This window comes from Paenibacillus segetis (assembly GCF_014639155.1).
Taxonomy (GTDB): domain Bacteria; phylum Bacillota; class Bacilli; order Paenibacillales; family Paenibacillaceae; genus Fontibacillus; species Fontibacillus segetis.
This window is the reverse complement of sequence record NZ_BMFT01000003.1, coordinates 178,786-196,990: the sequence shown is the minus strand read 5'-3', so window position 1 is coordinate 196,990 and position 18,205 is coordinate 178,786. Positions and strand designations below refer to the sequence as shown.

The following is an 18,205-nucleotide window of genomic DNA, read 5'->3' as shown; positions in this document are numbered from 1 at the left end:
GAGAAGGGTGGGGAAGCGATGGGATGGCTCATCGTATTGGTGCTGATGGTTTTATTCTTCGTGATGATGTTCGGCATCGGATTTATTCTCAATATGCTTATGAAGACAACGTGGTTTCCTGCATATATTTTTGTGCTTGTCATTATTCCGATCGTCGTCTATTCGCTTTGGAACCATGATAAGAGCTTTGGATCGTATTTGGCTTCGTTCAAATTGGTCGATTATTTGACGGCACTCGCTGGTCTCGGTGGTGCTATTTTGAGTGGTTGGACGATCCAAAAATTGCGTCAAAGTGGCTACAAAATGTTTTAATATAAACGAGCAATGATCATGAAATAAAGAGTAAGCGGTAGTATCCCAGGATTATCACTAGGATGCTACCGCTGTTTGTTATTCTTGCAAGGCTAAGACTTAGCTTCAACTTATTGGCTAGAAACCTGCTGTGATGATGCAACTGTTGCTGGAGCGGGAGCCTTTCGTAATTCATGTGCTCCGATCCAAGTTACGAGTATCAAACCAAGTCCGGAGATTATAGGTATATAGAAGCTAGGTATCCAGTCCAGGAAGAGTCCGAATAATACCATACCAAGAGGGGCTATCGCACTGGCCATCGTATCAAGAATACCGAAAACGCGCCCGCGATATTCCTCATCAATCGTCTTTTGTAATGTAACCTGAATGGGAATGTTGATATAAATAATGATAATGCCGACAATTAACATGAGCACCATATAGAACACGAACGATCCAATAGAAGCGAAGGTAATAAGTAAGGGAAGAGACATGGCGAGAAGTAGTACGGATAGGATGGTTAATCCCTGGATTAACGATTTTAAGGGGTCTCCTAATTGCTTACGGAATGAGAGAAGGGCTGACATGAGTAGCATGCCTGCTGCAAGCATTGCGTCGATCGTTCCATATTGCTTCGAGCTAAGCTTCAGAGATTCCACAATAATATAAGGGAGAAACACGTTCAGTGCACTGATGAAGAAATTAATCCAAAAGGCCAGTTTGATCATTCCCCAAATGAGATGACTTCGTTTGGCATAATTGAAGCCTTCAACAAAACTTAGTTGGAATGATTTGAGGAATCCAGTCAAGGAACCTCCTTCCGAATGCAAATTTTGATTTGAGTTTTCTTTAGATGCTGGTTTGAATTTTAATGACCACCCCATCAATGTAGATACCATAAAGGCAAGGCCATTAAATAACATAAACATGTCTAAGGGTACAAATGCGTAGAGAACTCCACCGAGTATTGGTCCTAAAATATTGCCGATAGAACTGGAAATTTGGTTCAGGGAGCTTGCCCGTTGCACATTATTCTCTTCAACAAGCATCATAATGGACGAAGAAAGTGAGACGCTATAAAAGGTAGAGCATACCGAGAGTAGAATGAGTGAAGTGTAGACGGTTATCAGTGAAAGTCCAGCGAGAGCTGTAGTGAGGAAAGCTAGGAGCATGACAAGTGCGCTGGCGGCGTCCGACCCTATGAGGAGCTTGCGACGACTCATGCGATCAGCGATCACTCCGGCAAATGGTGACAGTAGTATCCGAGGCAACATGCCACAAATAATCGTTAGCGCGAAATTTCCACCTGAGCCTGTTAATTTCAGAATATAGAGTCCAATCACAAAAGTGTACATGCTTGAGCCTAACATCGTAACGAGTTTGCCAATGAAAAAAAGCAGAATATTTCGGTTGTCATGACGTGATTTTATAGCGTCAATATTCATATTTCTCCTACCTCTCAGAGTTAAGTTTAATTTAATTAAACTTATATTAAGGTATAATTAATCAAATTACAATAAAAGTTTAATTTTATTTAACAAAATCATTTTTGAATACTTTTATGTAGCTTCAAGTTAAGTTATACTGGATAAAACGAATCTAATGAGGTTGAATATATGTCAACAATTGGAGAAAAGATCAGACAACTGCGTCTATCGAAGGGCATGACACAATCGCAGTTAGCGGGTGAACATATAACGAAGAGTATGCTCAGTCAAATTGAGAATGGCAAAGCTCAGCCTTCGATAGGGAGTCTACAATACTTAGCTCAGCAATTGGGGCTAGAAGTCAGTCAATTGTTAGAAGAGGATGGATCTGCGGAGATAGGGTCGCTGCTTAGAGAAGTAGAGGGTCACGTCAAACGAAAAGAATATGTAGAAGTGATATCAATAGTTGAACCTTTATTAGACGCGAAACTTCCTCTAATTCTGGACGTTGCACGTCTTATGGAGTTTTACTCCGAGGCTTGCTTCCATACAGTGAACGCAAACGGCGGGAAAGCAGTAGATAAGGCTGTGGAGATTTACGATCACTTTGGTTTATATGTTGAGGCAGCCAAGGCTAGATATATCATGTATGCCTTGTTGTTCACAAAATCACAATATGGGGCTTCGCTTGATTTGATCCGTGATGTTTGGCGACAATATAAGGACAAACAATCGAGTAGAGATATCTTGTTCGAGCTAAACCTTTATTATGCTGAAGCGGCTTCTTTGTCTGCCATTGGATATTATGAGGAAAGTATGAATGCCCTTTTAGCAGCTATTTCTTTGTCACAAGAGGAGAAGGTATACTTTTTGACCGACCACTTTTATAGGATGTTAGCAGGTAATAGTCAAATCGTAGACGATGAGGTGAGTTTTCAACAGTATTTGTCCAAGGCACGGCAGTTTTCCCAGTTTACGGAGGATTCTCTGTCGCTGGAATTGATAGAATTGGCCGAAGTAAGAGGTATGAATTGGAAAGAACGATATGCTGAGGCGTTGGATTCGATCCAGCGACACTCCGAATTTGAGAATGGTGAGCACAAGGGATATTGGCTTTTGCAAAAAGGAATCGCTTACTATGGCTTAGGTCATTATACGAAGGTGCTTGAAGTATTATCACAAGTGAGCATGCCTGCTTCGGCTCATCATCCGGCGGATAAATCTTCTATCCATTCTGCCGGAGCCTACATTGCTAGCATTTATGCTAAGCAAGGAGAGTATGATCGTGCACGGAGACTCATAGCTGAAGTGTATGCAATCATGAAGACTTTTCCCCCGTCACCTTATTTTTCATTTGTTGAGGAGACCTACCGTGAGCTTTGCGGCGGATAAGAAATGCCATGATTTTACGACTAAGCTTAGGTCTTTTTGTGGTAGAATGGAGAAAGTCTCACTGTAAGTGATATGAAGGAGTGTTTCATAGGTGCGCATGAATAATTTGCATCATTTTACCGAAAATCATCATTATTGCGTATACCGTGACTTCAGCCTTAGTGGTGTAGACGGGAAGATGCTTACGCTAATCTATCAGCCTATGGTCGGAGCTTTTGCCCTAGGACTCTATCAACTTCTCTCTCAGCAAGTTCCATTGGAACAGGTTGGATACTCTGCTATAGAGCAGCAACGGGGGCTTTTCCTGACACTGGGACTTGAGCCTAGTGAGAAGGGGCGGAAGTTCCTAATCGAGCAGACCTCGAAACTTGAGGCAGTTGGTCTATTGCAAACTAGTCGTCTGTACATGCCTGATAGTGATGATTATATGTATGAGTATGAACTACAATCCCCGTTATCCCCTGCAGAGTTCTTTAGAACTCAACACCTGACGTTATTGCTACGGGATAAAATTGGGAAATTTGCGGTGCTGGAACTACGAGAAAAGTTGTTTAATAAGGAACCGGATGAATGGTCCGTTCTTACCTATAATAAAGAAAATATATCTATTCCGTTTTACGATATTTTTGAACTGAACACGCACACGATTGATTATGAGCTAGAGCAAGCCATCGCCGAAACTTCCGCAACCACCGCAAGAGGTGGTCATGTGGCAATAAGTGAAGAGGATGCGTTAAATTACGCGGACATTATTCTGCGGTTTCCTCGGGAATCCGTCAATCGTTCCTTTGTGGAGGGGCTTAGATTTAATCCTGAAGGTATGGGTGTTGCAAATTACGTGGCGCGCAAATATGATTTGAGTGTGCAGGATTTGTGCCGACTTCTGGATGAAGACGGTGTGTTTGATGCAGATGGTGGGCTATTGTTGGATAAATTGCAGCATATAGCGAATTTGCAGTTCCGCCAAGGTAAACGGCGTAAGGAAGAACGTGAAGTTGCATACAAGAAAGTGGTCTCAATGCGTGAAGAGGAGAAAGAATCTGCTGATCTCCTTGAAGAAGAAATCGCAGTTCAAATGGAATTCTATGTAGAAGTACCTCCGCAATTCTTAAGTAAATGCGATATTCATCAATACAATATGATGTTGCGTAATGAGCCGTATACTAGGCTCCTAAAGACGTTTTTTCCAGGATCGGTGCCGGACAATTTACTCGATATTTTTGAGAAGATTGATTTGAATTATAAGCTGCCTGGTGAAGTTATCAACGTATTGATCCATTACTTGATGAGTTTGTTGACCTCTGGTGGTGAACAGCGAATCAATCGTAATTTTGTGGATGCTATCGCTTCGAATATGTTGTTGAAACAAGTAAACACGTATGAGAAGGCGGTTCAATATATTCGTGATCAGTCAAAAGTGAAGGATAAGAGTGCAGGGACATCTTCGGGTTCAACGACTGGCTCGGGACGCGGGCGCACATATAATACTCGCGGGGCGAAGCCGAAACCAGAGATTCCCATTGTGGAGAGAACGAGCGGAGAACAGAGTGTATCTGATGAAGATTTCGCTGAAATGCTTAAGCTGGCTGAACGGACACAAGCTAACAAGAACAAAGGCGTTTAATTCTAAACGCTATCTTTACATCTATTGAACAAAGGAGAGTGAAAATAGTCGATGGAATCACTCGGACAATTGTTATCGCAAATGAAGAATCCACAGCTCCGGCGACGCTCTGAGGAGCTTACCGCGGAACTCATGAATTCACCGCTCGTGCTTCAGCTTCGTTCAGCTCATCCAGAGCTATCCGATGAACAGTTGAGCCTTAATATGGCTAAGCTGTATCAGTATGTGAACAACAATCGCCATTGCAGCAATTGTCCAGGATTGGATAACTGCCCTAATGATTTCCCGGGACATTATACGAAGCTGACTGTCGAAACGGTCGGGGGAAAACCTCAATTGATTGATCGGCAGGTGCCTTGTGATAAGCAGATTCAGAGACAAACGGAGCTCTCGGTGAAGAAGCGAATACATAGCTTCTATGTAGATGAGCGTGCGCTTGAGGAAGGTTACAACGAAGTAGAGATCATGTTGAAGGATCGTGAACGAGCACCGGCGGTTACGCAGGTTATTAAATATATTAATGAGACAAAGGAAAGTGGACTGAAAACTCGAGGTCTGTACCTTGTGGGGCATTTCGGAACCGGGAAGACCTTTCTGATGTGTTATTTGCTACATGAGTTAGCGAAGTCAGGGTATTCCGGTGTGATTGTATACATGCCAGAATTTGTAGAAGATTTAAAGTCGATGATGCTGGATAATCAGAAATTGAAGGAAACAGTCGAAATTATGAAACAGGCTGATTTACTCATTTTTGATGACGTTGGAGCTGAAAATTTGAATCCTTGGGTACGTGATCATATTATGGGTTCTATTCTCAATTATAGAATGAATCGTAAGCCGACCTTTTACACGTCGAATCATTCGCTAGTAGCGCTGGAGAAGCATCTTGGTTTTACGAATAAGGATGGGGAAGAGCAGCATAAAGGCCAACGATTGATGGATCGAATTGCACCGTTCGTGGATGTTGTACCTGTTAATGGGAGTAACAAGCGAGGTCAATAATAACACAAAAAAGCCGGATTCTCTTTGTGGAGAAACGGCTTTTGTCGTATTGCCCGATTAACCGGCAATAAATTTGATGATGACCATTCCAAAGAAAATAACGGCCATAAGCGTAAACATACCGAAAAATCCGTTCATTAAATCAAATAAATCGTTGCGTGGCTCTTCGTTGATATGCGCTCTAGGGTCGTTGGCATGCGGATTTGCGTCCATCTTGCGTAGCCTCCTCGGTCAAATGATAACCGTCAATGAAATAAGTCATAGACAAAGCGTTTTTAGGTTATCATTAGTATAACCAATTCTCCTTTATTTTGTAAAGAAGGCGCTGTATCAGTGATTTCCCATTCACAAAATAAATGTGGTATAATTGACAAGACACCTTAATTAAGGTGATTTCATCATTTCGTATTGATACAAATTGTGTTTGTTCTGAGGATGATGTGCAAACATGACAAAACAAACATATAAGGAGGAGATTTTATTATGGCAATAGTTAACGTATCCGATCAATCCTTCAATAGTGAAGTCGAAGGGCAAGGCATGGTGCTTGTTGATTTCTGGGCGCCTTGGTGCGGTCCTTGTAAGATGATAGCTCCAATTCTTGAAGAACTGGCTTCAGACGTAGGAGATTCGGTCAAAATAGCAAAAGTGAATGTGGACGAGAATCCGGAATCGGCTTCCCGCTTTGGCGTTATGAGTATTCCAACACTGATCTTCTTCAAAGATGGTCAACCTGTTGATAAGGTTGTTGGATTGAACTCCAAAGAAGCGTTGAAAGGCATACTTGCTAAACACCAATAAGCTAAATAGCTTCTCATTGGTTGTAAGGCTATGCTGTTTTCCCACGCCTCCGGCATGTCCGGGGGCGTTTTCTATATATCGGAAGTGAATATTTCCATGCGGGGGAGGAGGTTTGCGGGCATGGATTCTATAGATCAAGATTTATATGAGCAAGAGAAAGCGATGGAAGCTATTCGCCATAAGCTGGCATTACTGCCTGATCTTCCAGGTTGTTACCTAATGAAGAACAAAGAGGGAACCATTATTTATGTCGGCAAGGCTAAGGTCCTTAAGAATCGGGTTCGCTCGTATTTCACAGGTAGTCATGATGGTAAAACACAGCGGCTTGTTACGCATATCCGTGATTTCGAATATATCGTTACGGGAAGTAACATGGAAGCACTTATCCTGGAGTGCAATCTGATCAAGACCCATCATCCACGCTATAACGTCCTGTTGAAGGATGATAAAACTTTTCCTTATATTAAAATAACGAACGAAAAACATCCTCGGCTTGAAGTCACACGGCGGTTGTTAAAGGATAAGGCTAAATATTTTGGCCCATATCCGAACAGCTATGCAGCCCAGCAAACGAAAAAGCTCTTGGACCGCATGTACCCGTTACGCAAATGTAATGTCATGCCCAAAGAGGTATGCTTATATTACCATATGGGGCAGTGTCTGGCGCCGTGCGTGAAGGAGGTGCCTCAGGCTACCTACGAAGAAATGACGCAAGAGATTAACTCTTTTCTGAGTGGTGGACATGAGGAGATCAAGAAGGAATTACAACGAAAAATGCAAGAAGCGGCAGAGGACTTATATTTTGAGCGGGCGAAGGAATTGCGAGATCAGATCATTAACATTGATGCGCTGATGGAAAAGCAGAAGATTACGATGTCAGACGCCAAGGATCGCGATGTGTTCGGCTATGCCGTCGATAAAGGCTGGATGTGCGTGCAGATTCTGTATATGCGTCAAGGTAAGATGATCGAACGCCATGCCTCCGTTTTCCCATTCTATGGGGACGCTTATAGTGATTTTCTGTCGTATGTAACGCAGTATTACAGTGATAACCCAGCACTACCCCAAGAAATTCTGTTGCCGGAGCTAAAGGGTCTCTCGGAGGATGAAGAGTCAACCGTTCCTGTAGCGGAAGTAGCGGCGGAAGACGCAGGGGGCCTGAGTAATAGGATTCCTCCTTTGGGTGAGGGTGAAAGCGAAATGCTTGATCCTGTGAGCGGAGCGGACGCTCTGCAGCAGTGGTTGGGTGTAAAAGTACATGTACCACAGCGTGGACTCAAACGACAGATGGTGAAGATGGCCAAAGATAACGCACGTGTCTCACTTGACGAGAAATTTAAGCTAATCGAACGGGATGAGGAGCGGACTTCAAAGGCAGCGGAAAATCTGGGACGCAGCATTGGTCTAGAGTCGGTATCGAGGATTGAAGCTTTTGATAACTCGAATATTCAAGGGACGAACCCAGTATCGGCCATGATTGTGTTTATTGATGGGAAGCCAGCTAAGAAGGAATACCGTAAATACAAAGTGAAGACCGTTCAAGGACCAGACGATTATGAGACCATGCGTGAGGTTATTCGTCGCAGGTATGAACGGGTGCTTAAGGACAATCTTGTAAGGCCTGATCTCATTGTTGTAGATGGAGGGAAAGGCCAAATTTCAGCAGCAATAGATGTGTTGCAGAATGAGCTAGGATTGTACATCCCTGTCTGTGGTCTTGTGAAGGATGCGAAGCATAAGACGGCGCAGTTGATGGTGGGGGATCCACCGGAGCCGGTTCATCTTCCACGTGACAGTCAGGAATTCTATCTTCTGCAGAGAATACAGGATGAGGTGCACCGTTTTGCTATCTCATTCCACCGTGAGCAGCGTGCGAAGTCGATGGTGACCTCTAGGTTGGATTCCATTCCTGGAATTGGTGAGAAGCGCCGTAAGCTCTTGCTGAAACATTTTGGCTCACTCAAAAAAATAAAAGAGGCCTCAGTCGAAGACTTTCGGCCCCTCTCAATTGGCGAGAAGCTCGCCAATCAAATTATAAACGCCCTTCGGGATGAGGAATCGTGATCAGCGGTTCCTCTCTTTTTTGTGTGAAGGGTACTTTGCGCTCTTTGCTTGGTGGGTTGAATAGATAGATCACATAAGCAACGACGGCAGGGAGGATGATGTAGAACACCCCTGCTGCCAAGTTGATGGATCCTCCCATAAACATAAGGCTCAATGCCATCAGAATGCTATCAAAGATAACATGCGAGAAGACCGCGGCGATGTAACCATAACGCAGAAAGATGAAACTGAATAACAGTCCGATAATACATAATTCAATTGGCCGTGTAATGACGGGGTAGATTGGGTATAAAGTGTGTCCTAAAGCCCAAATCATCGTCGTAATGAAACTAGCCAAGAATGTGCTGCGAACCATTTTCTTTACCATCGGGATCCCGAATAGGCGATACACAGCTTCTTCACCGATACCTGCAACCCATGCGAGTAGTGGGAACAGTAACGGATATAATAGGTTGTACGGTGATTGAGAAGCATCTGTAGTGGACCAGAAGTGGATCGTTTGATCCAGGATAATAAAGATAATCGACTGAACACCGAGTAGAATGAAAGCCCAAGCGTAACCGTTTGCCATGGAGGACAAAATGTGTCGCCCATAACCAGGCTCTTTAGCGCGAGCCCATAAATTATGGCCATTCTGCCGTAACAATCCATCACCGCCAACAAGAGAGAAATATACAGAGGCGGCCATGATCAATGATAATACTCCCTGTACCACAAAGCCGATGAGGAGGATTAATGGCTCTCCGCCCTCTTTTTGCAGGTATGGAAGCATATTGATCGCTCCGACCATGGTTAGAACAAAGTAACAGCTAGACAGAAATATTCCGCGCTTAAATGAGGAGTGCCTGCGAGCTTTGACGCTGAAAATAATAGCTAGAATACCTAACACGAAGGTTAGAAGTGCATATCCTCCAAATGTAAGCCAATAAGCAATTTGTGTCTGATCCTTCACGTAATTCAGATGAGCCTGGGGTGTATCAAAGTAAGATTCCATTGAGGATACTTGCCCGTATTCAAAACGGAAATCTAGGTAACCTTGGGATTGTCCTGATGTATAGCCCTTAAACTGATATCGGATGCCTACCTCATCTTCCTCTGAAACAAGATCTAACTTATTTCTGTCGAAACCAAATACCTTCAAGTACTTAGTAGCCAGTGCATCCTTTTCATTTAGCCCCAAATTCCCTTCACGTGCCAGTAGGGATTCGGTTGATTCAGATCCTATTAATAGCATCAAATCTTTAGTTGAATTTCCTGCCGAGCCAATCTTTTCAAAACCGACCACTTGCCCTGTTGTTAAATGAACGTCCACAGTCACTGCGGAGTGAACTGCATCTGGATTTTCAAAACGAACACGGAACATTTCAAGTGGAAATTTCTCGCCGTACGATTTCAAATACGATTCCATTAGTTTTTCTTTAGTTAAATAACCGTACATCTCAGAATGGGCCTCGTAGGTAACTAATGCTTTTTCCATATCACCAGAAATGCCTAAAGTTGATTCCATAAATTTTGCTGCGGAATTCTTGGCCTGATCTTTTGTGATGACATTCTTGGATTGCTCCACCTGAAGCGTATCTGACAAGATACTAGGAAGCACTTGCACATATACAAATATAATGAGGCCAATAGCGGCTAATATCCAAAGTGTCCTCGTTTTTAAATTGCGCCCGATTGGGTTAACAGCAGCTTTCATTGTAAAACCCCTTTGAATGAATTTTTGAAAATTTACAACATTTCGATCAATGTTCATCACAGTAAAGATAACACAGGCCGAATACAATCGCCAGAAGTGTGTACGAAATATTGAAAAACTGCAATAACATCGGTAAGGATTAGCAATGCTGGGATAAGGGATTACCCTGAACGTTGTTTCGGTACTTTTAAGCTTTTTTCAATGTTTTTCATGGAAATAAAGCTTTGTGAAGGGGGAAAATAAAGATTATAATCCATTTGGGAAAATGAAATGTAAATAAATGAAAATATGAATGGCCGAATTTCTGTGTGAAAACGGGGGAACCAGTCTTTAGGGGTGAATTTTATTTCAGCGCTTGGGTTATACATCCGGTGATGAAATAAATAGGGCAACTGTGCATGTCCGAATCCGTCAGCTAACCTCGTAGGCCTTTGCAGCAGGAGCCCAAACACCGAGAGGCATTGGATTTCCAGTGTCTTTTTTTCTTGTTCTTGTCTTACTACAGTGATGAGGTGAGCGTGTGATATCAAAATGGTTCAAGCTTTCCCCGCCGCGCGTGTTAGTGTTAGGATTTGCGGCGATTATTCTGACTGGAGCACTTTTATTGATGCTTCCTATTTCGCATACTAATGGGGGGACGTTACCTTTTGTAGATGCTCTTTTTACCTCAACCTCGGCGACCTGTGTAACTGGATTGATTGTTCGAGATACGGGGACTTATTTTTCTACATTCGGTCAAGTTGTAATTATGTTGTTGATTCAGGTCGGCGGCCTTGGTTTTATGACGATGGCAACCTTGTTCTCTTTGGCATTCAAGCGAAAAATATCGCTCAAGGACCGCTTGTTGCTTCAAGAGGCTATGAATCAAAACTCGATGGAAGGCATTGTACGTTTGATTCGTAAAGTATTGATGTATTCGTTAGTGATTGAATCATGTGCCGCGATATTGTATAGCATTCGTTGGGCTTTTGATATGCCACTGGGTCGAGCCATTTATTTTGGTATCTTTCATTCGGTCGCGATGTTTAATAATGCTGGATTTGATTTGTTTGGTGGATTTCGGAGTTTGACGATGTATGTTGGGGATCCCATCGTTAACTTCGTTACGATGTTCTTAATTGTAACGGGGGGCATCGGGTTTATCGTAATGTCAGACTTGATCGATTTCCGTAACCGCCGTAGATTATCTCTTCACTCTAAGGTGGTACTATCCATGACGTCCGCACTGATCATACTTGGAGCAATCGTAATTTTTATATTTGAATTCACGAACACGAAGACGCTGGGACCACTCAGTTGGGGTGAGAAGATATGGAGTGCTTTCTTCCAGTCCGTCACACCGCGTACAGCAGGTGCGAATACGGTGGACATTGGTGCATTAAGACAAGCGACACAGTTCTTTATGATTATCTTGATGTTCATCGGGGCATCACCTGGTTCTACAGGTGGTGGGGTTAAGACAACAACCTTTACAATTTTGATCGGCGCAGTCTTCTCGATGATTCGTGGCCGTTCCGATCTTGTAATATTCCGTTACCGTTTGGCACAGGAGCGTATTTTTAAAGCGGTGACGATTACCATGTTGTCGCTATTTCTCGTCATAGTCGTCGCCATGGTATTGTCTACGACGGAGGACGTTAGCTTCCTGAGCATTCTATTTGAGACCACATCGGCGTTTGGTACGGTAGGGCTGACGATGGGGATCACAGGGAAGTTAACCGTCATAGGGAAGATTATTATTAGTCTCACTATGTTTGCTGGACGTTTAGGGCCTTTAACATTAGCTTATGCACTTGGTCCTAAGAAGGGTAAGGAATTGTATCGCTATCCAGAAGGTAAAATGATAATAGGATAAGGAGTTTGGCAAAACACATGAAAAAACAGCAGTTTGTAGTCATCGGATTAGGGCGATTTGGTTCAAGTCTTGCATTGGAATTGATGGATCTTGGTTACGAGGTTCTCGGTATAGACCAAGACGAAGAGATCGTAAATGACTTGAGTAATCGGCTCACACATGCCGTTGTAGCGGATACTACGGAAGAAGAGGTACTTAGATCGCTAGGGGTTCGCAATTTTGATTGTGGTATTGTGGCCATGGGTAGTGACATCCAAAGGAGTATTCTAACCGCGATTCTGTTGAAGGATCTAGGGATCAAGACTGTAGTAGCTAAAGCCATTTCCGTCTTGCACGGCCGTGCGCTTGAAAGACTTGGTGTTGACCGCGTCATTTTTCCGGAACGAGACATGGGAATTCGAGTTGCTCATCAGCTCGTGACTCCGAATCTGCTGGATTTTATCGAATTATCCAAAGAATACAGTATTGTGGAAATGATTGTACCGCCTTGCCTGCATAACAAAAATGTTGGAGAACTGAATCCGCGTGCCCGTTTCGGGTGTAGCATCGTCGCGATTCATCGAGTAAACGATATGATCGTAGCCCCAACCGCCATGGATCAATTGTTTACAGGCGATATTATGGTCATTATTGGTTCTAATAAAAATGTTGAGGAATTCAAATCATTCATTAATGAAGAATAATGTGATCCTGTAGTTGGAGTGGGTTGAAGATGGAATCGGCAACAAGCCTAGCAATCTCGCATGATATTATGCTAGTAATACTTATTTTAACTATAGGGATGTTCTCAGGAAAATTAGCTTCCTGGCTGAAATTGCCGGACGTTGCGGTGTTTATTGCTATAGGTATGGTATTTGGTCCTGGTTTGAACTTGATCCATGAACCAAGCGGTTCTCTGATCAATCAAATGATTCTTACTGTCGGTTCAGTATTCATTTTGTTTGATGGAGGCCGGAATCTAAAGCTTAGTGGGTTGCGTAAAGTATGGATTACACTTTCGTTATTGAGTCTTCCGGGCGTATTGATCACTATGTTTATCGTGGGCACAGGTGTACATTATTTGTTTGGAGTTGATTGGAGCTTTTCCTTTCTGGCTGCTGCGGTCATTGCGTCTACTGATCCAGCTTCGATTATTCCCGTTTTTAAGCAGGTCAAAATTAAGGAAAGAGTACGTGAGACTGTGGAAAGTGAGTCGGCATTTAATGATGCTACAGGTTCTATTCTGACATTCTCTATGCTTGCTATAGTTATGGGAAGTGGCTCATTGAGTATTGGCTCGATGTCTTGGGACTTTGTAAAGACCGCTTTTGGTGGCATCTTAGTTGGGATTGTTGTCTCGGCCCTGTTTACTTATCTAAGTGGACATGTGCGTCGTGGAATTCTACAGGAATATGCAAGTATTGTTATGATCATATGCGGCCTTGCTGCATATTGGTTAGGAGATGTACTCCATGTTAGCGGGTTTATGGCTACATTTGTAGCTGGTATCATATGGGGTAATGCGGAGACGTTCAAATTATCGCTGAAGACCAAGGAAGTTGAAATAAACTCCTTCGCAGAGAATATAACTGTCATGATGCGCATGTTGATCTTCTTGTTACTCGGGAGCCAGGTTAACTTTGGAATTCTCGGAGATTATTTCTGGCAGAGTCTTGTGGCTGTATTGCTGTTAATGTTCGTAGCCCGCCCTATCACCGTATTGTTATGCGCCCTACCGGACAGAACGGTGAAATGGACCTGGCAGGAGCTACTCTTTATGTGCTGGGTTCGAGAGACTGGGGTTATTCCAGCTGCATTATCTGGAATGATTCTAGCTATGGGAGTTGCTCACGCGGAGATTATTTCTGCGGTGACATTCATGGCGATCGTACTTACGATCGTTATTCAGGCCAGCACAACCGGATGGGTTGCTCGTAAGCTTGGATTAGAAGTGAAGGAAACTAGTGGGTGACGGCAAAAAAGGTAATGTGCTTACATGATGTAGTCACAAGTATCGCTGGGAGAACGAGAATATGGAGTTTTATTCCTTTTTGAATGTCCGCTATTCTACGAGGTTCCCCCAGCGTAAGTTTTCAATGGTATTATTGACTCAAAACGACTCTAGCGATTGATCTTCAAGCGAATAATGATCACGAACCATTGTAACGAATCTCAGTGAGCTTATTTGCGGTTATTGAAGCCTATACAAGTTAAGTGCCCTGGGATCAATCTATTGATTTCCGAAATTTCTTCGATTGCATTTTATGGAAGTTACCTCCCCTTGAAGTGTCTCAAACACCCCCCCCTTGCCTGCTCCGTGTGAGCAAAATTCAATTAATTGTAAGTGATACAAAAAACAGTCGAAGGATAGGCTGCTAATTGTGTCGAATATATAACTTTATAGATCAAGCTCATGAAACAGACTACCTTTAACTTTTGTGATCCATTCCAATGTCTCACTAGTTAACTCAGATTTGTCGCTATAGATGAGGCATGTTTCTCTCTGGGTTTGTTCTAATTCTTTGATAGGTACGGTAACGAGGTCGTTGTCACGTAGTAACTGACTGCGTAAATATGATTTAGGTAGCAACGCCGCTGATTTACAAATCGGTAGTAGACGTACAATCGCTTCGAAAGAATCGATTTCCATCCTCACATCTGGAATGATTCCATATCGTCCGAACAAATCGTCAATCAATTTACGATACCAAGTGCCTTTGGAAAAAATAATCATGGAACGTCCATTCAAGTCTTCCATAGTGGCACCATCCGCTAGTTCATGTCCTTTAGGAACAATGAGCTCTAGGTGATCCTGAAATAAGGGGATGCAGCGTAACCCTGTTTCATTAATAGATGAAGCTACTAGACCAACGTCTACCTTTTTATCTCTTAAGTAAGAGACTATTTCATGGGTTTTACCAGTTGAGAGTTTCAGTTCGATCTCAGGGAATTGGTTCATTAATGCAGTGACAAGTAATGGTAGTGTTGTTTGGATGGTAGTAAGACTCGCCCCTAAGTTCACGATGGTTCGTTCTGCTGTTTTGAAACGAGAAACCGACTGTAGGAAATTCTGATGTCGCTGTCGTTGCTCTAATGCGTAAATGTATGCTTCATGTCCAACCCTGGTCAGTTCAAGCCGCTTACCCTTGCGGTGAAATAGAGGCACACCCCATTCCTGTTCTAGCTTAGCTATCTTTCGGGATAACGCTGGTTGTGATAGGTTAAGTAGTTTAGATGCTTTGTTTAAACTAGATTGCTCGACAACGGTGGTAAATACAAGCAGTTCTTCAATCATAGTAGTGCCTCCTGTATTTAAAAGTGATGTATACGAGTTCGTTATGTGATTTTGTTATAACATTTAATAATTATATTGCAATTCCATTATAAGATGAAAAGGAGTAACATGGGAAGTGACACAAGTTGTTCACATGTTATGTCTATAACATAGCGAAATGGGCAATTTTTTGTGGAAATTGTCATATACGTTTTCTCAGATGGTTTTATTGTTAGAGGTATAACATGTGATAGGGAAATGATGGAAATGGGAAGGGGCATATGAGCTTATGAAAGGGTTTTATTCCAGAAAACTGCACTCGTTGTTGGGTGTCATACCGCTTGGATTTTTCATTCTGGAACACGTGATTACTAATTTTTCAGCCGTAGAAGGCGGGAGTCAAGGATTCAAAGATAGTGTGGCTGCACTGAATAGCTTGCCACTAATACTGGTATTGGAGATTTTCGGGATTTGGTTACCCATTTTGTATCACGGGGTATATGGGCTATACATTGCTTTCCAGGCAAAACCCAATAATACACGGTTTCAGAATGAACGGAACTTGCGCTATTTACTGCAACGGGTAACAGGCGTGCTTGTGTTTGCTTTTATTATTTGGCATGTGTACGAGACACGTATACAGGTGGCTCTAGGCAATATTACACATGAAGAGCTTGGCGGAGTAATGCATGACATTGTTATGAATCCGTTCTTTTTCATCTTATATTTAATTGGTGTTCTATCGGCGTCCTTCCACTTTACGAATGGATTGTGGTCGTTCATGGTTAGTTGGGGGATTACAATTGGCCCGCGTGCTCAACGTGTGTCTTCTATCATCTGTATGGGACTATGTGTGATCATCTCTGTAATGCTAGTCTGGTCACTGTTTGTATTCCGCGGTGTAGAGTTTCAAGCTGAAGGTACAGCATGGTTGACTGGTTTGAAATCATTAGTAGGTTAACAAAACTAGTTTAGGCTTACGAAGTAAGTTTTGTACGAAGGTTATTTCAAGTAGAAGATGCTATACAAAACTTTTAGGAGTTGACGATAGATATGGCTAAACAAAGCGTAATTGTCGTAGGCGGCGGTCTTGCGGGACTGATGGCTACGATCAAAGCAGCGGAGGCGGGAGTACAAGTTCATCTGTTCTCGCTCGTTCCGGTAAAGAGGTCTCACTCTGTGTGTGCACAAGGTGGGATTAACGGTGCTGTAAATACTAAAGGTGAAGGTGACTCTCCTTGGGAGCATTTTGACGATACGGTGTATGGTGGAGACTTTCTCGCAAACCAACCACCGGTTAAGGCGATGTGTGAGGCAGCGCCGGGTATTATTCATTTGATGGACCGAATGGGTGTCATGTTTAACCGTACTCCGGAAGGATTGCTAGATTTCCGTCGTTTCGGGGGGACGAAACGGCACCGGACTGCGTTCGCAGGAGCGACAACAGGGCAACAGTTATTGTACGCACTGGATGAACAGGTACGCCGCTTCGAAGCGGGTGGCGTGGTAACGAAATACGAGCACTGGGAGTTCTTATCCGCCGTAATCGATGATGAAGGTATATGCCGCGGCATTTGCGCGCAAGATTTGCGTTCCATGGAAGTCGTGACATTTGCTTCGGATGCGGTTATTTTGGCAACGGGTGGTCCCGGGATTATTTTTGGCAAAACAACGAACTCGGTTATTAATACAGGGACTGCAGCAAGTGCGGTTTACCAACAGGGTGTGCACTACGCAAACGGCGAATTCATTCAAATTCACCCAACGGCGATCCCTGGGGATGACAAGCTCCGTTTGATGTCGGAGTCGGCTCGTGGGGAAGGCGGACGGATTTGGACTTACAAAGACGGTAAACCGTGGTATTTCCTTGAGGAAAAATATCCGGCTTACGGTAACTTGGTACCTCGGGATATCGCGACACGGGAAATTTTCCATGTGTGTGTAGATATGAAGCTCGGTGTTAATCAAGAGAACATGGTATATCTCGACCTATCTCATAAAGATCCTAAGGAACTGGACGTTAAACTCGGTGGCATTATTGAGATTTATGAGAAATTCATGGGTGACGATCCGCGCAAAATTCCAATGAAAATATTCCCTGCAGTCCATTACTCCATGGGCGGGATGTGGGTTGATTACAATCAGATGACGAATATCCCTGGTCTATTTGCGGCTGGAGAATGCGAATACCAATATCATGGGGCGAATCGACTAGGCGCGAATTCCCTTGTATCTGCTATTTTTGGCGGGATGGTTGCCGGTCCTAAGTCCGTGGAATATATACGCGGTCTGAAAAAATCTGCGGAGGATATTGATCCATCCGTATTTGAAAAGAATCGCAAGGCACAGGAAGACAAGTATGAAGGCTTGCTGGCAATGAACGGTACGGAGAATGCCTATGCTATTCACAAGGAACTTGGTGAATGGATGACGGACAACATGACAGTTGTACGTTACAATGCGAAGCTAGAAGCAACGATTGGTAAGATCAAAGAGCTCAAACAACGCTATAAGAACATCAATATAAATGACACGTCCCGCTGGAATAACGCTGGAGCAGCGTTTACACGTCAATTGTGGAACATGCTTGAGTTGTCCGAGGCAATGACTCTTGGAGGATTACTGCGGAATGAAAGCCGTGGAGCGCACTACAAACCTGAATTCCCGGATCGTAATGATGAGGACTTTTTGAAGACGACCAAGGCAACTTGGACACCAGATGGACCGCGAATCTCTTACGATGAAGTTGACGTTTCGTTGATCCCACCGCGTGTTCGCGATTATTCGAAGGATTAATAGG

General features: G+C 43.3%; 15 protein-coding genes and 1 riboswitch. Of the genes, 11 read left to right on the top strand and 4 right to left on the bottom strand.

What is annotated here, in order from left to right:
• Positions 1-18 precede the first annotated feature (18 nt).
• On the top strand, positions 19-312 hold the full coding sequence (locus IEW05_RS20140) for a YuiB family protein (RefSeq protein WP_188541669.1): 294 nt from the start codon (positions 19-21) through the stop codon (positions 310-312).
• Between the two features lie 110 nt (positions 313-422).
• Here the strand turns inward: IEW05_RS20140 and IEW05_RS20135 are convergent, their stop codons facing one another.
• On the bottom strand, positions 423-1,736 hold the full coding sequence (locus IEW05_RS20135) for an MFS transporter (protein ID WP_188541668.1): 1,314 nt from the start codon (positions 1,734-1,736) through the stop codon (positions 423-425).
• Between the two features lie 171 nt (positions 1,737-1,907).
• Here IEW05_RS20135 and IEW05_RS20130 point away from each other — a divergent pair, with 171 nt between their 5' ends.
• From IEW05_RS20130 to dnaI, 3 genes are all read left to right on the top strand, one after another.
• On the top strand, positions 1,908-3,110 hold the full coding sequence (locus IEW05_RS20130; protein ID WP_188541667.1) for a helix-turn-helix domain-containing protein: 1,203 nt from the start codon (positions 1,908-1,910) through the stop codon (positions 3,108-3,110).
• Positions 3,111-3,201: 91 nt separating this feature from the next.
• Positions 3,202-4,734 (top strand): replication initiation and membrane attachment family protein, encoded by a 1,533-nt coding sequence (locus IEW05_RS20125; protein WP_188541666.1) that lies wholly within the window; start codon positions 3,202-3,204, stop codon positions 4,732-4,734.
• Between the two features lie 51 nt (positions 4,735-4,785).
• Entirely contained in the window at positions 4,786-5,736 is a 951-nt protein-coding gene (gene dnaI, locus IEW05_RS20120; RefSeq protein ID WP_188541665.1) for a primosomal protein DnaI, read from the top strand.
• 57 nt (positions 5,737-5,793) lie between these two features.
• Here dnaI and IEW05_RS20115 read toward each other — a convergent pair whose 3' ends face one another.
• The gene (locus tag IEW05_RS20115; protein WP_188541664.1) at positions 5,794-5,949 is read right to left on the bottom strand and encodes a YqzM family protein; all 156 of its coding nucleotides are present in this window, start codon (positions 5,947-5,949) and stop codon (positions 5,794-5,796) included.
• A gap of 270 nt (positions 5,950-6,219) precedes the next feature.
• Between IEW05_RS20115 and trxA the strand changes: the two genes are divergently transcribed.
• A complete protein-coding gene (gene trxA, locus IEW05_RS20110; protein WP_188541663.1) occupies positions 6,220-6,537 on the top strand; it encodes a thioredoxin in 318 nt (105 codons plus the stop codon).
• A gap of 120 nt (positions 6,538-6,657) precedes the next feature.
• On the top strand, positions 6,658-8,601 hold the full coding sequence (uvrC, locus tag IEW05_RS20105; protein ID WP_188541662.1) for an excinuclease ABC subunit UvrC: 1,944 nt from the start codon (positions 6,658-6,660) through the stop codon (positions 8,599-8,601).
• On the opposite strand, the gene IEW05_RS20100 is transcribed toward uvrC, so the two are convergent.
• The gene (locus IEW05_RS20100; RefSeq protein ID WP_188541661.1) at positions 8,570-10,297 is read right to left on the bottom strand and encodes a CPBP family intramembrane glutamic endopeptidase; all 1,728 of its coding nucleotides are present in this window, start codon (positions 10,295-10,297) and stop codon (positions 8,570-8,572) included. The genes uvrC and IEW05_RS20100 overlap by 32 nt on opposite strands.
• 284 nt (positions 10,298-10,581) lie before the next feature.
• Positions 10,582-10,742: riboswitch (cyclic di-AMP (ydaO/yuaA leader) on the top strand.
• A 75-nt stretch (positions 10,743-10,817) separates the two neighbouring features.
• Here IEW05_RS20100 and IEW05_RS20095 point away from each other — a divergent pair.
• The 3 genes from IEW05_RS20095 to IEW05_RS20085 are packed head-to-tail and all read left to right on the top strand — an operon-like array spanning position 10,818 to position 14,103.
• Positions 10,818-12,152 (top strand): TrkH family potassium uptake protein, encoded by a 1,335-nt coding sequence (locus IEW05_RS20095; protein ID WP_188541660.1) that lies wholly within the window; start codon positions 10,818-10,820, stop codon positions 12,150-12,152.
• Between the two features lie 17 nt (positions 12,153-12,169).
• Entirely contained in the window at positions 12,170-12,835 is a 666-nt protein-coding gene (locus IEW05_RS20090; RefSeq protein ID WP_188541659.1) for a potassium channel family protein, read from the top strand.
• Between the two features lie 29 nt (positions 12,836-12,864).
• Positions 12,865-14,103, top strand: a complete 1,239-nt coding sequence (locus IEW05_RS20085; RefSeq protein WP_188541658.1) for a cation:proton antiporter — start codon at positions 12,865-12,867, stop codon at positions 14,101-14,103.
• A 426-nt stretch (positions 14,104-14,529) separates the two neighbouring features.
• On the opposite strand, the gene IEW05_RS20080 is transcribed toward IEW05_RS20085, so the two are convergent.
• Positions 14,530-15,426 carry a LysR family transcriptional regulator gene (locus tag IEW05_RS20080; protein ID WP_188541657.1) on the bottom strand — a complete coding sequence of 299 codons (897 nt, stop codon included), beginning with the start codon at positions 15,424-15,426 and terminating at the stop codon, positions 14,530-14,532.
• Between the two features lie 268 nt (positions 15,427-15,694).
• Between IEW05_RS20080 and IEW05_RS20075 the strand changes: the two genes are divergently transcribed.
• Both IEW05_RS20075 and sdhA read left to right on the top strand, forming a co-directional pair.
• Positions 15,695-16,366 carry a succinate dehydrogenase cytochrome b558 subunit gene (locus IEW05_RS20075; protein ID WP_188541656.1) on the top strand — a complete coding sequence of 224 codons (672 nt, stop codon included), beginning with the start codon at positions 15,695-15,697 and terminating at the stop codon, positions 16,364-16,366.
• A gap of 92 nt (positions 16,367-16,458) precedes the next feature.
• A complete protein-coding gene (gene sdhA, locus IEW05_RS20070) occupies positions 16,459-18,201 on the top strand; it encodes a succinate dehydrogenase flavoprotein subunit (protein WP_188541655.1) in 1,743 nt (580 codons plus the stop codon).
• Positions 18,202-18,205 lie beyond the last annotated feature (4 nt).

What these genes read in the sequence shown, in the direction of transcription:
- IEW05_RS20130 (WP_188541667.1), top strand. Translation starts at nt 1,908, where the DNA reads ATGTCAACAATTGGAGAAAAGATCAGACAACTGCGTCTATCGAAGGGC.
- dnaI (WP_188541665.1), top strand. Translation starts at nt 4,786, where the DNA reads ATGGAATCACTCGGACAATTGTTATCGCAAATGAAGAATCCACAGCTC.
- IEW05_RS20135 (WP_188541668.1), bottom strand. Translation starts at nt 1,736, where the DNA reads ATGAATATTGACGCTATAAAATCACGTCATGACAACCGAAATATTCTG.
- IEW05_RS20115 (WP_188541664.1), bottom strand. Translation starts at nt 5,949, where the DNA reads ATGGACGCAAATCCGCATGCCAACGACCCTAGAGCGCATATCAACGAA.
- IEW05_RS20140 (WP_188541669.1), top strand. Translation starts at nt 19, where the DNA reads ATGGGATGGCTCATCGTATTGGTGCTGATGGTTTTATTCTTCGTGATG.
- sdhA (WP_188541655.1), top strand. Translation starts at nt 16,459, where the DNA reads ATGGCTAAACAAAGCGTAATTGTCGTAGGCGGCGGTCTTGCGGGACTG.
- IEW05_RS20100 (WP_188541661.1), bottom strand. Translation starts at nt 10,297, where the DNA reads ATGAAAGCTGCTGTTAACCCAATCGGGCGCAATTTAAAAACGAGGACA.
- trxA (WP_188541663.1), top strand. Translation starts at nt 6,220, where the DNA reads ATGGCAATAGTTAACGTATCCGATCAATCCTTCAATAGTGAAGTCGAA.
- IEW05_RS20085 (WP_188541658.1), top strand. Translation starts at nt 12,865, where the DNA reads ATGGAATCGGCAACAAGCCTAGCAATCTCGCATGATATTATGCTAGTA.
- IEW05_RS20090 (WP_188541659.1), top strand. Translation starts at nt 12,170, where the DNA reads ATGAAAAAACAGCAGTTTGTAGTCATCGGATTAGGGCGATTTGGTTCA.
- uvrC (WP_188541662.1), top strand. Translation starts at nt 6,658, where the DNA reads ATGGATTCTATAGATCAAGATTTATATGAGCAAGAGAAAGCGATGGAA.
- IEW05_RS20075 (WP_188541656.1), top strand. Translation starts at nt 15,695, where the DNA reads ATGAAAGGGTTTTATTCCAGAAAACTGCACTCGTTGTTGGGTGTCATA.
- IEW05_RS20080 (WP_188541657.1), bottom strand. Translation starts at nt 15,426, where the DNA reads ATGATTGAAGAACTGCTTGTATTTACCACCGTTGTCGAGCAATCTAGT.